Annotated in this window: 10 protein-coding genes, 1 tRNA gene and 1 pseudogene; 3 read left to right on the top strand and 9 right to left on the bottom strand. The window is 60.6% G+C overall.

The features are described from left to right. Positions 1 to 173: 173 nt before the first annotated feature. The 3 genes from paaK to paaG are packed head-to-tail and all read right to left on the bottom strand — an operon-like array spanning position 174 to position 2,753. A complete protein-coding gene (gene paaK, locus B2M20_RS16875; protein ID WP_079448192.1) occupies positions 174 to 1,484 on the bottom strand; it encodes a phenylacetate--CoA ligase PaaK in 1,311 nt (436 codons plus the stop codon). Between the two features lie 28 nt (positions 1,485 to 1,512). Then, the gene (gene paaI / locus B2M20_RS16870) at positions 1,513 to 1,962 is read right to left on the bottom strand and encodes a hydroxyphenylacetyl-CoA thioesterase PaaI (protein WP_079448191.1); all 450 of its coding nucleotides are present in this window, start codon (positions 1,960 to 1,962) and stop codon (positions 1,513 to 1,515) included. Next, entirely contained in the window at positions 1,959 to 2,753 is a 795-nt protein-coding gene (paaG, locus tag B2M20_RS16865; protein WP_079448190.1) for a 2-(1,2-epoxy-1,2-dihydrophenyl)acetyl-CoA isomerase PaaG, read from the bottom strand. Before paaG ends, paaI begins: the two co-directional genes overlap by 4 nt. Positions 2,754 to 2,884: 131 nt before the next feature. Here paaG and B2M20_RS16860 point away from each other — a divergent pair, with 131 nt between their 5' ends. Next, positions 2,885 to 4,834 carry a 3-hydroxyacyl-CoA dehydrogenase NAD-binding domain-containing protein gene (locus tag B2M20_RS16860; RefSeq protein ID WP_079448189.1) on the top strand — a complete coding sequence of 650 codons (1,950 nt, stop codon included), beginning with the start codon at positions 2,885 to 2,887 and terminating at the stop codon, positions 4,832 to 4,834. A gap of 82 nt (positions 4,835 to 4,916) precedes the next feature. Here the strand turns inward: B2M20_RS16860 and B2M20_RS16855 are convergent, their stop codons facing one another. Next, positions 4,917 to 5,357, bottom strand: a complete 441-nt coding sequence (locus tag B2M20_RS16855) for a globin family protein (protein WP_079448188.1) — start codon at positions 5,355 to 5,357, stop codon at positions 4,917 to 4,919. A 1,419-nt stretch (positions 5,358 to 6,776) separates the two neighbouring features. On the opposite strand from B2M20_RS16855, the gene B2M20_RS16850 reads away from it, so the two are divergent. Beyond that, positions 6,777 to 7,157: a hypothetical protein gene (locus B2M20_RS16850; RefSeq protein WP_079448187.1), complete on the top strand. Its 381-nt coding sequence runs from the start codon at positions 6,777 to 6,779 to the stop codon at positions 7,155 to 7,157. 47 nt (positions 7,158 to 7,204) lie between these two features. Further along, positions 7,205 to 7,670: pseudogene (locus tag B2M20_RS16845) on the top strand (ATP-binding protein); the annotation flags it as partial. Between the two features lie 273 nt (positions 7,671 to 7,943). On the opposite strand, the gene B2M20_RS16840 reads toward B2M20_RS16845, so the two are convergent. From B2M20_RS16840 to B2M20_RS16820, 5 genes are all read right to left on the bottom strand, one after another. Continuing rightward, positions 7,944 to 8,033: transfer RNA gene (locus B2M20_RS16840), tRNA-Ser, on the bottom strand. Positions 8,034 to 8,394: 361 nt separating this feature from the next. After that, positions 8,395 to 9,870 (bottom strand): trehalose-6-phosphate synthase, encoded by a 1,476-nt coding sequence (locus tag B2M20_RS16835; protein WP_079448229.1) that lies wholly within the window; start codon positions 9,868 to 9,870, stop codon positions 8,395 to 8,397. Between the two features lie 180 nt (positions 9,871 to 10,050). Continuing rightward, positions 10,051 to 11,844, bottom strand: coding sequence for a glycoside hydrolase family 15 protein (locus tag B2M20_RS16830; protein ID WP_079448186.1), 1,794 nt, complete (start codon positions 11,842 to 11,844; stop codon positions 10,051 to 10,053). Next, entirely contained in the window at positions 11,841 to 12,650 is an 810-nt protein-coding gene (gene otsB / locus B2M20_RS16825; RefSeq protein WP_079448185.1) for a trehalose-phosphatase, read from the bottom strand. The genes B2M20_RS16830 and otsB overlap by 4 nt, the downstream gene beginning before the upstream one ends. Then, positions 12,647 to 14,092 (bottom strand): MFS transporter, encoded by a 1,446-nt coding sequence (locus tag B2M20_RS16820; protein WP_244553573.1) that lies wholly within the window; start codon positions 14,090 to 14,092, stop codon positions 12,647 to 12,649. Before B2M20_RS16820 ends, otsB begins: the two co-directional genes overlap by 4 nt. Between the last annotated feature and the right edge of the window lie 339 nt (positions 14,093 to 14,431).

The raw sequence follows: 14,431 nt of genomic DNA, 5'->3' as shown, positions 1-14,431 counted from the left end.
CCGTCAGAAGCTGAACATGACACGTTCTATAGCGTTTTCGAGCGAAGTGGATACCGGTTCGCGTGAAGAAAACGCGTCAAAACAACAATCTAGAGCTTCGCTTCTGCTTCAATCAGAAGCGAAATGCTCTAGCAACCGGACGTGGGCGAAGAAACATCCCCGATTCTTGACCGTTATTCCTTCGGCCTGTTGTCCACCACACGCTTGGCCTTGCCCTCCGAGCGAGCCACCGAGTTCGGATCGCGCACCTCGATTTTCGTCGAGACACCGACAACGCTCTTGATGTGGTGCGCGAGCTTCCTGGCGGATTCGGCACGGGCATCGACGTCAGTCATGTCCTCGGTGCATTCGACATGCACGACCATGTTGTCCATACGGCCCGCGCGCGTCAGTTCGATGTAGAAGTGGGGTGCGAGGCCCTTGCATTTCAGGATCTGCTCCTCAATTTGCGTCGGGAAAACATTGACGCCGCGCAGAATCATCATGTCGTCTGAACGGCCAGTGATCTTCTCGATACGGCGCATCGAGCGCGCCGTTCCCGGCAGCAGGCGCGTCAGGTCGCGTGTGCGATAGCGGACCATCGGCAGCGCTTCCTTGGTGAGCGTCGTGAAAACAAGCTCGCCCATTTTGCCATCTGGCAGGACCTCGCCGGTGACCGGATCGATGATTTCCGGATAGAAATGATCTTCCCAGACGTGCAGGCCATCTTTGGTCTCGACGCACTCCTGCGCGACACCCGGCCCCATGATCTCCGACAGGCCATAGATATCGACCGCGTGCATGTCGAAGGCCTCCTCGATTTCGAGGCGCATGGCGTTGGTCCATGGCTCGGCCCCGAGGATGCCGACTTTGAGCGAACTCTTGCGCGAGTCGAGGCCTTGCCGCCTGAATTCGTCCAGGATGGACAGCATGTAGGACGGCGTCACCATGATGATCGACGGCTTGAAATCGTTGATGAGGGTGACCTGGCGTTCGATCATGCCGCTGGAGATCGGAACGACGGTGCAGCCGAAGCGCTCCGCGCCGTAGTGCGCGCCCAAGCCGCCGGTGAACAGGCCATAGCCATAGGCATTGTGCAGGATATCGCCGGGACGGCCGCCGGCCGCACGTATCGAACGGGCCATCAGGTCCGCCCAGATGTCGATATCGCCTTTGGTGTAGCCGACGACGGTCGGCTTGCCGGTCGTTCCCGAGGAGCCGTGGATGCGCGCGAGCTTGTTCTGCGGGACGGCGAACATGCCGAACGGATAGGTGTCGCGCAGGTCCTGCTTGTAGGTGAATGGAAATTTTGACAGGTCGGAAAGCGAGTTCAGGTCGTCTGGATGGACACCCTTTTCGTCGAAGCGCTTGCGGAAGAATAGCACGTTTTCGCAGGCGTGCCTGATCGACTGCTTTATGCGCTTGAGTTGCAGCGCCGAGATTTCGTCGCGCGAGGCATACTCGATCGGCTCAAGGTCTTCTCTGCGGGGCGTCAGATTCTCCACGGTGTTCTCTCTGCGGAAATCCGTCGGTCTATTCCTCGACTGGCAGATGCGTGCCTTTCACTAGGCGCGAATGGCCGCGGAATTCGGCCACATGCTCGCCCGACTGATTGGTGACGCGGATGTCGTAGATGCCAGACCTGCCGTGCCGCGAAATCTCTTTGGCGGTAGCTGTCAGACGATCGCCGATGCGGCCGGGGATCAGGTATGTGATCGAGCAATGTTGCGCGACGGCCAACTGGTTGTAGCTATTGCATGCGAAGGCAAAGGCGGAGTCAGCCAGGGTGAATATGTAGCCGCCGTGGCAATTGCCATGTCCGTTCGACATGGCCTCGAGGATCGTCATCGAAAGTGTGGCTTCACCGGGCGCGATGTTGTCGAGCGTCATGCCGAGCCGCTGGCTTGCGGAATCGTCGTTCCACATCGCTCTGGCGGATGCCTCCGCCAGTTCCTGAGGTGTCATCTGGGAAGCGGGTTTCATTCGCCCTTGAACTCCGCCTTGCGCTTTTCCAGGAAGGCGATGACGCCCTCGGCATAATCGGCACTGCGGCCGGCGGTTCGCTGGCAATCGCGCTCCATGTCGAGTTGTTCGTCGAGACTGTTGGTCGCAGCCGCCTGAATAAGGCGCTTTGTGAGGCCAAGACCAAGTGTGGGGCCCGCAGCCAGCGATACGGCGAGCGACCGTGCCTCATTCATGAGATCCGCGTCCTCGACCGCCTTCCAGATCAGCCCCCATTCGGCGGCCCTCTCGGCCGGCAAGGGCTCGGCGGTCATGGTCAGCGCCTTGGCGCGGGGCTCTCCGATAATGCGGGCGAGACTCCATGTGCCGCCGGCATCGGGTATGAGGCCGATCCTGGCGAAGGCCTGGATGAATTTGGCGGATTTCGCCGCGAGCACGATGTCACAGGCAAAGGCGATGTTGGCGCCAGCACCGGCCGCCACGCCGTTGACCGCGCAAACGATCGGCTTCTCCAGCGAACGCATCAGACGCAGCGTCGGATTGTAGTGGGTCTCGAGCGTATGGCCGAGGTCCGGCGCGGGGCCGCCCTTGCGCGGATCCCGATCGCCCAGATCCTGCCCCGCGCAGAACCCGCGACCTGAGCCGGTCAGCAGGACGGCGCGGACAGTCGGATCATCATGCGCTCGCTGAATGCCGGCCCGCAGCGCCAGGTGCATCTCTTCGTTAAACGAGTTCAGCTTGTCCGGGCGGTTTAATGACAGCGACAGCACGCCGTCGGACAGCGCCGAGAGCACAGTTTCGGAAGCCGGCATTTCTTCTTCCTTGCTCGACGATCGCTTTCTCCGTCCAGCATATAAAATGCATAGACCGTCCGGTCGGTCAATGATAAACGAGGGCGAGGAGTCGAAGAGAGGATTTGGATGCCGGAGCAAGGGAGTCTGATATGCCCGTCGTCTCCGTCTCCCGCGAGGGCGAGATCGCCGTCGTCACCGTCGACAACCCGCCGGTCAATGCACTCAGCCAGGCTGTTCGCCGGGCCTTGTTCGATGCGACCACCGAACTGGACGCCGACGACGGCGTGAAGGCCGTGGTGTTGGCCTGTGCCGGCCGGACCTTCAGCGCCGGTACTGACCTATCCGAATTCGGCAAGACGCCGATGGAGCCGCATCTGCCCGATCTCGTGAACCGCATCGAGGCTTCGGTAAAACCCTGGATCGCCGCGATCCATGGAACAGCGCTGGGTGGTGGCTTCGAGATCGCGCTGGGCTGTCGGTTCCGGGTTACTGTGCCAGACGCCGCGATCGGCCTGCCCGAGGTGACGCTCGGCATCGTGCCGGGCGCATCGGGAACCGTACGCACGCCGCGGCTAGTCGGTGCCGAGGCGGCGGTGGAGCTGGTGACGGGCGGCAAGCCGGTGAAGGCAGCCAAAGCACTCTCCATGGGTCTGGTCGATGCCGTCGTGCAAGGCGACCTTTTACAAAGCGTTCTTGCGTTCGCGAGCGACGCTGTGGCCCGGCCGCTGCCCGTTCCGTTGTCGCAGCGCACGGTCGCGGCACCTGCGTCCACATTTTGGGAGGACAAGAAGGGGGCGATTGCCAAACGGGCGAAGGGCGAAACCGCACCGCTCGCCGCACTGGAATGCGTGCGCATGGCGGTGGAGTTGTCATTCGATGAGGCGCTCGCCTTCGAGCGCAAGACCTTCCTGGACCTACGCGCTTCGGAACAGGCCGCTGCGCTGCGCGCGGTGTTCTTCGCAGAACGCGCGGCGCGGCGCCCGGCGGGCCTGAAGGGCGTGGAGCCCTTGCCGCTGCGTAAGGCGGGTGTCGTGGGCGGCGGCACGATGGGCGCCGGCATCACGGTGGCGTTGCGGGACGCCGGCATTCCCGTCGTGCTGATCGAACGCGACGCGGAAGCCGTGGCGCGCGGCCTCGCCAACGTCCGTACCATCTTCGAGGGCGGCGTGAAGCGCGCCAAGCTGACCAAGTCACAGGCCGAAGCGAAGCTGGCCGGCGTGACGGCTTCCACGGACTGCGGTCTTCTCGCCGACGCCGATATGGTGATTGAGGCCGTGTTCGAGGAACTCGGCGTTAAGCGTACCGTATTCAATCAGCTTGGCAGGCTCTGTCGGCCCGACTCCATCATTGCCACCAACACGTCCTATCTCGATCTGCGTCTCATTGCGGAAGGTGTTCCCGATCCGTCGCGCTTCATCGGCCTGCATTTCTTTAGTCCGGCAAACATCATGAGGCTGCTGGAGATCGTGCCGATCCCGGAAACCGCGCCGCGGACACTGGCAACCGGCTTTGCGCTGGCGCGGGCGCTGGACAAGATCCCGGTGCAGGCAGGCATCTGCGAAGGTTTTATCGGCAACCGTATCCTCAAGCGCTACCGTGCTGCAGCCGAGGCGCTGGTGTACGACGGCGTGCCCATCGCCGAGATCGATGCGGCCATGCGCGATTACGGCTTCGCCATGGGACCCTTCGAGGCACAGGATCTCGGTGGCCTCGATATCGCCTACCTGCAGCGTGAAGGCGCTCGCGCCAACGGACGGGATGTGCCCGAGACGCTTGGCGACATTCTCGTGCGCGCCGGTCGCAAGGGCCAGAAGACAGGCGGCGGCTGGTACGACTATGCCGGGGACCGCAAGCCGCAGCCGTCTGCGGTGGTAGCCGAGCTGTTGGCCGGGAAGATCGCCCGCATGACGGCGCATTCCGCCATAGCTGGCCATCTGGTTGGCGAAATGGCCGCGGAGGGCGACGCGATTCTAGCCGAGGGCGTTGCCGGGCAACCGTCCGACATCGATCTCGTGGAGATCCACGGTTACGGCTTTCCGCGCTGGAGGGGCGGACCGATGTTTGCGCGTGCTCACAGCCATAGGCAGCAGGACGTTTGAACTGGGCAGGACGGCACAGGAAACGTGCGGGGTTTCAGAAGACGATGATGTTGACCTGACCTGTTGTCGAGCCTGACGTCGATTAAGGGTTTGCTGTCGCCGTTGAGGCAGTGGACCGAGCAGCAGCTGCGCGCATGATATCGGCCAGTAGGGCATAAGCGCTAGACCAGGCACCTTTCACCTCCGGCGTCCACCCCGATCCGAGCCCTTGCTCCAGCGTCCACAACAGAGCCGCACCGACCGTTTCGTAATGAGCGTCGGTGACTCCGAATTGGGCATGGCGGCGGCCCAGATCTTCAATGGTCGGAACAAGCGTCTCGAGATGATCGAGCCCCCCTACGATCATCGTGAGGGTTTGAAAGAGCTTCCGGCGCTGCTCCGTTAGGTCGGTTGTCTTGAAGAGCTGCCGCGTTGTTGCGTCGATCTCAAAAAGCCGATCGTAGAACAGGCGCGTCGCCGCGTCTGCCATTGGCTCAAGCTTCTGCCACGTTTCTTTCACGAGTGCCTTCTGTTCAGGGGACATTGTATGCTCCAAGACAGTTCAGGATTTTGGCTTGGCAGCCAGTCCCCCCTTACCCACCGGCCCGCAGCCGTCAGAGGCCGCGACGGCCCATCGCTGGGCCTCGACCTTCGCTCCGCCCGCGAATCGTCTGCCCGCTCCGGACCGCGCGCTAGGCCATCACGTTGTGCCGTTCGTCGCGAAGTCCGGGTCGACGGTGCAAATCTCCTTGGCGGCCAACTGGAGGTCGAACTTGCTGCCGCTACCCTTGGGGAGGAAGCCCATAGCGAACTCAAGCTTATAAGACTCGGTATTGCCGGCTTGATCTTGGCGAAGGCCTCATGCGGGCTTCGCGTTGCGTCTGCATCGGGAACTAGCGGTGCAAACAAGCTCTGCGCGAAGTCACGCGCGGTCTCCCGCAGATTCTGCTGTTCTGTCGTCAGCCTGAAATCGATGGCCATTGCGCGGCGCCTCCCTCAATGAAGGCCCGAGGGTAGCGCGGAGGTTCGACGAGTGACGGTGCGCGCACTTGCCGATGGCTCTCGCGCTCTCCTTATCAAATTTACCACGAACCGTGACGGTCGCGCTAGATGCAGATGCCATCAAGCGCGCCAGCTAGCCGCGGGTTTTTAGGATTCTCAGCGGGAGCAGTAAAAGTGGCCCATGGACGGTGTAGGTAAAGGCGCCGGAGGCATTGAGCACGAGGCTGCCATGCGCACCATTGAGGGCCGTGCCAAGCGTAGGGCGGATGATTAAGGATAGACGGGAACCAGCGATAAAGCCGGACCAAGTCGCACGGCAAAGCGGAGAAGTTGGATATCCATCCGCCATTCGTCCTTTGCACCTGGAGAGGCAAGGAGGGCGACAACACGCCAGTCATACTAGACATTAAAATCCCGGAAGATTTTGTACCCGAAGCGGTGTTGCAATGCCAGACAGCCCAAATATGATGCTACTTTCCGACGATGGCACAGACAAATGCAAGAATGCGGATAAGGCTCAGAAGTTTTTTCAAGCTTTGATATTGCAGGCGCAGACATGACGCCATGCGAGCACGCATCGCTCTTTCGGCGAGAAGTGTATTGCTCCAAGCGGGGAGAGGTTTTTTCTTGCAATCATACTGAAGTGACGAGGCGCCTCGGCACGTGCCGGCGCAAAGTTGCTCGCGAAAACTGAGACTAGGAGGAGCGTTGCGAAGGTGGACATTAGGCAATAGTTTCGGAGATCAGCGCCTATTTTGTCGACAGGACGGAATACGAATGCTCCTCGGTCGAGTCTAATTGTCAATCAGCTTACCACAATGGTCCAAACTAAACCTGACGGGTATGACGGGTTCGTCGTAATCATACGTAGGTGCGTGCGCCTATCCTCAATCGTCTATAGACGATCGAGGAACCACCCTCACGACCGCTCAGCCAGCCGGCAATGTAGAGGAATGACTCGATGACAGAGACTGTCGACACTTGGACCGCAGCCATGGAAACCGCACTTGCTTGCGTTCCCGCTGATCTCCGCCTTGATGTTCTACGGAAGCTGACGGATGACGAGACCGAGCGACGCAGGCACCCGTTCCTTATCGGCTGGAAAAAGCGCTGGCATGCCGTGGACGAAGCAACGAGCGTGATCGTGCAGGTTCTGGTGCGCGACATCGCCAACTGCCACAGCAAGGCGGATGCCGCCGCCGTGTTGTTTCGGAACCATCATGGGCGAGGCACCGGGAGCTGCTGGTTGCCGGATTATCTCGATGGGCTTCCTGGCATCATAGTGGACCGCAAGCGCTGCATCGAGGTTTCCGAGCGCAAACACAGGAGCAAAGCTCAATGAAGGCCGAGCACGCTGTCGTCTAGAGCATTTTCCGATCACGTTGCATTGTATCCGGCGGCGGCTTCATCGCCCAGCAACGCATCGCTGTCCTGGTCGGCGGTACCGGTACCGGAAAGACCAATCTGGCCATCGCAATCGTCAGAAGCTGCATCCGCTCCGGCGCGCGCGGTTGCGTCTACAACGTGGTCGACCTCGTCAACCGTCTCGAAAGCAAGACCCGCAACGGACATCAGTGCAGGCTCGCCGAACATCTAACTCGAATGGACTTCATCGTTCTCGACGAATTGGGTTACCTACCGTTCGCTCAATCCGGCCGACCAGCTTCTGTTCCACCTCATCAGCCGGCTTGACGAGCGCACATCCGTCATCCTCACCACCAACCTTTTTTCCTTCGGAGAGTGGCCCAGCGTGTTCGGCGGCGCCAAGATGACCACTGCGCTGCTCGATCGGCTTACCCACCGCTGCGACCTCGTAGAGGCCGGTAACGACAATTGGCGTTTTAAAAGCTGCTAGCTTACCGGCCGGCTGATCCATCTTGGTCACGACGATGTCGCGGATGAGGGGATCAACCACTCAGGTCACCGCCGATCGCATGCCCTTACCCAGGCGCTCGGCGGCTCCTCGGTTTCCTATTGCCGTTGAGCCGCATATCATGCTCGACGCGCCGCTGAAGGCAATACCTACCGACGACTCTTTTCACGTCACGAACCGAATATGGGCTGAAGTATGGGACGGCAAGCTGCCTGACTCGTAACGTGCTGATTTATAACGATTTCTGACGCTGGGTGGCGGAGAGAGTGGGATTCGAACCCACGGTACGGTTTCCCGCACACACGCTTTCCAAGCGTGCGCCTTAAGCCACTCGGCCATCTCTCCGGGCACCTTCTCATGAAGGGGTGTTCCGGTTTTTGCAAGAGAGCGGTGGCCGTGGCGTCGGGATTTTCCCTAACAGTATGACCGATGCAGTTATTCTTGGCCCTAGCAGGACGTTTTCACCATTCAGGGGCTGTCCCGGAAACGATTGTGGATTCCCGCGACCATTTTGCAAATGACGAATCTCGACCGAAACGCGGATAATCCCGGGATTGCAAGCCCCGGGTTGGGATTACCGGCTTTGCCGAGCGAAAAATCGCTTCTATGTGCGTTTCGAGCGGAAAAGGATAGTTCACTGAAAACGTTTTACCGAAAAGTCAGGTCAATCACCTTAGTAATCTCTTCCGACTCCAGCTGAAGCGCCCTAGTGAACGCCGGCGCCGCTACGCGAACCCACCACATGCAGCGGCCATGATTTCGGTGTTACCGCAGCAGCGGGACGGTCGCTTGCGATCTTTTTGTTAGCCACGCGCGCCTCCTCCAGTGCTTCGGAAAAGTCCGTAAACCATTGCTGGACGGTCCCGGCACGCAGCTTCCGCATCATAGCCTCCCAACGCGTTCTGCGTTCTGTCAGCGGCATCGCGAATGCGGCGGCAATGGCGCGGGCCATCCCGTCGATTTCGTGAGGGTTGACGAGGAGCGCTGTCTGCAACTCGTTCGCCGCGCCCGCAAATTTGGACAATACCAGCACCCCCGGATCGGCGGGATTCTGCGCGGCCACATATTCCTTTGCGACGAGATTCATCCCGTCATGCAGCGGCGTCACCACGCCTACGCGCGCCGTGCGATAGAGGCCGGCCAGCACGGTCTGACTGTATCCCCGGTTGAGGTAGCGGATCGGCATCCAGTCGGTTTCACCGTGGCGGCCATTGACGTCGGTGACCAGTTTCGCAAGCTCGCTCTGCAGATTGCCGTAGGCCTCGATCATACCGCGGGAGGGCGTCGCAATTTGCAGCAGCGAGACAGTGCGCTTCAGCACGGGGTTCGAGACCAGCAAGCGATCGAATGCATTGATCCGATTCACAAGGCCCTTCGAATAGTCGAGGCGGTCGACGCCGATCGCCAGTTGTTCTCCGTTCAGGCTGCGGCGCAATCGCGAGACGTCGGGATGCGAGGATGCCTTGGCGGCCTGCAACGCGAATTTCTCAACATCGATTCCGATCGGGAATACGGCGCATCGCGACTTGCCGTAACGCGACGTCACGACGCCGTCTTGTATCTTGAGGCCGAGTTCCGATTGAAGATAGCTGAGAAAATTTTCGCAGTCGTCGTCGGTCTGGAATCCGATCAAATCATAGGCCAGCATCGCTTCGATCAATTCGCGATGATGCGGCACCGCCCCCATGACGGCGCGAGCCGGCCAGGGTGTATGCAGGAAGAAACCGACCGGATTGCTGACACCCAGATCGCGCAGTTCGGCACCGAGCGAGAGGAAATGATAATCCTGAATCCAGAACGCAGTGTCTGGCTTGCGAAAGCGCATCAGAGCCCTCGCCATGAAGGCATTGACCTCGCGATACGATTGATAGTCCTCGTGCGACACGCGAATGAGATCGGACCGGGAATGAAGCGCAGGCCACAACGCCGAATTCGCGAAGCCTTCGTAGTATCCGCCGTAGTGCGCGGCCGGCAGATCCAGCAATGCAAGTGCTCCGGATCCGAGGGCTTCAACTTCAGCAAAGGGTTCCTTGTGCAACCCGTCCCGTACCCGTCCGCTGGAACCTACCCAAATTGCTCCTGATTTTTCAACAACTGGTAACAGCGCCGCCGCTAGGCCGCCTGTCAGGGGCTCATTAGCCCGCGCACGCGCCACGCGATTCGAAACGACAACGAGGTTCACAAGGATCCCCTCCTGGTTTTGCACCCGCAGATAAACGCGCGTTCATCAATATGGTTCCTGCCTCTTTCCTACCAAATTGACGCCAAATTCAGGCAGTCTAGAATGAAACTCAAAGTTCCCGGTCATTTGAGAATGAAACGGTTGTCTCATCACTTTTTACGAGAAGTGTCTTTCATCGGATCAGCTACGCCAGTATCGATCCTCCCAATTGCGCGATAATTTCATGCCGGTGAGGATCAATCCCGCCATGGAGTAGGTTTGCGGGAAGTTCCCAAATAATGCGCCGGTTTTCGGATCGATATCCTCCGATAACAGCCCGAAGCGATTGCGATGCGCCAGGGCATCCACAAAGGCCTCACGCGCTTCCTCGCGCCGCCCGAGCGACCACCACGCATCAATCAGCCAGAACCGGCAGATCAGGAACGCAGTCACGGGAAGACCAAAGTCATCTTCCGCCGCGTAACGCATCACATGCTTTTCGCGCAGCAACTCGCGCTCCATGGCGGCGACAGTCTTGATGAATCGCGGATCGTCAACCTCGCAAACCCCGAGTTCGGGTAGCAACAGCACGCTCGCATCGAGATCGTCGGACCCGAATGCCGCGGTGAAGGCCTCGCGCTTCGGGTTCCACGCGCGATCGAGCAGTTCGGCATGCAACGGATCAGCGATTGCATTCCAGTGCGCCGCGCGTTCTGGCAGGCCGAGCCGTTCCGCGATAGCCGCGAGCCGGTTGACGCCGGCCCAGCACATCGCTGCGGAGTGGGTATGGACACGCTGACGACCGCGATATTCCCAGATGCCGGCATCACATGTCATCGCAACGCGGGCCGCCTTGTTGCCTAGCGATTCAAGCAGCGTGAACAGGCTTTCGTCACCGGGACGCGGTAACCGGCGGTCGAAGAACAGCGGCAGCGCCGCCAGGATGGCGCTGCCATAGGTGTCGTGCTGCTTCTGGTCGACAGCGGCATTGCCGACACGCACCGGCCCGTCGCCGCGATAGCCTTGAAGATCGGCGGCAGTCCACTCATCTAGCGGCAGATTCGGAACCACGCTGTAGACCGGCTTGAGATCCTCCTCGGCATTCGATGCGAGCGACAGCGTAAAACCGATGAAGTCCTCCATCGTCCGTGTCGCACCGACGCGATTGAGCGCCTTCACAACGAAATAGGCGTCGCGTAGCCAGCAATAACGATAATCCCAGGTGCGGCCCGAGCCGGGCGCCTCGGGAATCGAGGTGGTGTGCGCGGCGATGATGCCGCCGGTTTCCTCGAAGTTGGACAGCTTTAGCGTGATGGCAGCGCGGATGATGGCTTCCTGCCATTCATAGGAGATGTAAAGACGACGCACCCAGCTCAGCCAGTAGGTTTTGGTTTCGTCCGCAAAACGCTGGGCGGTTGACGCCAGATCGCCGGGAAATGCTTCGTCGTTGCCGAAGACGAGATACATCGGCCGCGTCAGAACGAACGGCGTTTCGTTTTCGATCAGAGCCAGCGGCGCGTCGGTGGTCACGCGGATCGCGGTGCCGTCTTCTTCGAAATAGCGGATGTGGTTGCTGCCCATCGAGTGCCGAACCAGCGGCTTGCCGTAGGCGTGCGTCGGCCGGATGCGGATCGTGATCCGGGGCAGACCCGCGATAGGCTCGATGATGCGAAACAACTGCGGCGGCCGGAACATGCGGCCATATTGCCGGAAACGCGGTGCGAAGTCGGTGATACGTACGGCATTGCCGTGCGTATCGGTCAGGACGGTGGAGACGATCGCGGTGTTGCGAACATAGTCCGACTGGAAATCGGCCATGCCATCCAGCACGACATCGCTGAAACCCTTTTCTTCGTTCCCCGCGAGCAGGCGCGAAAATACCGGGTTCGAGTCAAAGCGCGGGAAACACCACCATACCAGCCGCGCGGTCGGATCGACGAGTGCCGCCGTCCGGCAGTTGCCGATGACAGCGAGATCGAGCCCATGATCGGTCATTCAGCGACCGCTCGTTCGTCGTCGAGCAGACGGGCCAGCCAAGCCCTGACGTTGCTGGGCGCTTGAAAATGGCCGTTCACGCCTTGAGCCCGCCGTCCGACGGAGAACGACAAGCCGTTCAGATCTGGCATGATGGCAAAGACCGTTTCATCGGTTACGTCATCGCCGATGAAGACCGGCCGCCGTCCCTTGAACGGCTTATGCGACATCAGTTCGGTCACGCCGGTCGCCTTGGTAAATCCCGAATGCTTGATCTCGCAGACGAACTTGCCTGGCAGCACCTCTATGGGCGCGTTCGGCAGGTCGGCGCGTATTGCCGATACCCGATCATAGATCGCGCGCTCGACATCCGGCGCTTTTCTGAAATGGAGCGCCAGCGAGTAACCCTTGTTCTCTACCAGGATGCCGGGATGCAGTTCGGCGATCGCTGCAAAACGTTGGATTAAATCCGGATTCATCGGCGGCGCATGCGCGGCCACGGCTTCGCTTTCGATCGAAATCCGCATCTCCGCACCGTGGCCACCGACAGCGGGAAACAGCATCGGTGCGAAGATCCGGTCGATATCGCTGAGCGATCGACCACTGACCAGCGCCAGCGCGCCAGCCGTCCGCGACAACAGCCGCGACAGCGCCGAAGCGAGCTTGGGAGGCACGTAAACCTCGTGGGGCGTCGGCGCGAGATCGAGCAGTGTGCCATCGATATCGAGCAACAGCGCAGATGTACCGAGCGGCAGCGCGCGAGGCTCGGGGTCGTCGGTCACGGAAGCGGTTTTGTTCGGCACGTTTTCCATTACATCCTGATTCATCGTGACTCCACAACGGCAAGCGGCGACGCTACCGACTCGAGCGACTGACGCTCGGCAGCGATTCCATATCGCCAGCCGATCAGCGCGGCTGCGATCATTAGCGCCGACCCGAAACAGTATCCGGCGAATACGCTGTCACGCGAGCCGCTGTCGATCAAGGCACCAAATAGCGTCGGGCCGGCGACGCCGCCGATCGCGGTCCCCACAGAATAGAACACCGCGATTGCCAGCGCCCGCACTTCAAGGGGAAAGGTCTCGCTCACGGTCAGGTAGGCCGAGCTGGCGGCCGGCGAAGCAAAGAAAAAGATGACCATCCACGCGATCGTCTGGGTCTGTGCGGTCAGAACGCCGGTGGCGAAGAGATAGCCCGTTATGGCGAGCAGAACGCCGGAGATTCCGTAGGTGAACGCGATCATCGCGCGGCGTCCGACGGTATCGAACAGCCGGCCGAGCAGCAACGGCCCGAGAAAATTACCCGCCGCGAACGGCAGAAGGTACCAGCCGATCCGCTCCGCCGGAATGTTGTAGAAGGTCGACAGCACCAGCGCGTAAGTAAAGAAGATCGCATTGTAGAAGAACGCTTGCGCGGTCATCAGCGCAAGGCCCACCAGCGCGCGTTGCCGATACGTTTTGAATAGCGTCCGCGCCACCTCGCGCAGCGGTGTGTGGCTGCGCATCCGAAGCCTGATCGTCGGCCAGACCCCTCCGGGGGGAGCGTCGGAATGGCGAACCGCTATCCGTTCGATGCCGGCGACGATGCCCACCGCTTCGTCCGGCCGTCCGTGAATCATTAGCCAGCGGGGGCTTTCCGGGATCCACAGCCGCATCACAAACACCACAAGTCCCAAGACTGCGCCGGTGAGAAACGCGAGCCGCCACCCTAGTTCCGGATCGATGACTTGTGGGTCGAGCAGCACGATCGCGCCTACCGCGCCAAGAGCGGCGCCAATCCAGAAACTGCCATTGATGGTCAGGTCGGTCCAGCCACGGTACCGCGCTGGCACCAGTTCCTGGATCGTCGAGTTGATCGCGGTATATTCGCCGCCGATGCCTGCCCCTGTGAGAAACCGGAACAGCGCGAAGCTGGCGACATTCCAAGACAGCGATGTCGCCGCCGTCGCGGCTAGATAGAGCGTCAAGGTGACGAAAAAAAGTTTCTTGCGCCCGATGCGATCCGTCAGCCAGCCGAAGCCCAGCGCCCCGAGAACCGCTCCAACAAGATAGGCGCTGCCGGCGATGCCGATATCGAGGTTGCTGAAGCGAAGGATGGGGCTGTCCTTGAGCGCGCCGGACAGCGCGCCGGCGAGCGTTACCTCCAGCCCGTCCAGTATCCAGGTGATTCCAAGGGCGGTCACGACCCGCGTATGAAATGGGCTCCAGCGCAGGCTGTCGAGACGCGCGGGAATGTCTGTCGCGACGATCCGGTCCTTCGGTTCCTGCAATGATAACCTTTCAGTCGTCAGAACGCGTTGCCCGGCCGGCTCTCCCGGCCGTTCGCAAGCAACGATGAAGGTTGAGCGCAATGCTCAGGGCCGCTCAGTGATATTCCAAGTGATATTCCATGGTTCCGTCGGCAATCCGCCGCCGCTGGCAGGCCCTGTTCCCGCCTGTTGGCTGACCAGAAACGCGCCACTCCGCTTCCTAGTTCCCCGATTTCGAAGGGCTGGCTCGTCCGCGTCCATATTGATGCGCGTCCAGGCTTTGAATCATTTTGAACGAACTTCCGCCGAGTGGCGTCAAATCAGGACAGTTCGGGCGGTGACAACCGGCTATCTTTGTGA

Origin of the sequence: Nitrobacter vulgaris (assembly GCF_002028545.1) — a bacterium.
GTDB lineage: Bacteria > Pseudomonadota > Alphaproteobacteria > Rhizobiales > Xanthobacteraceae > Nitrobacter > Nitrobacter vulgaris.
The sequence above is the reverse complement of the archived record's forward strand: the minus strand, read 5'-3'. Positions and strand labels throughout refer to the sequence as shown.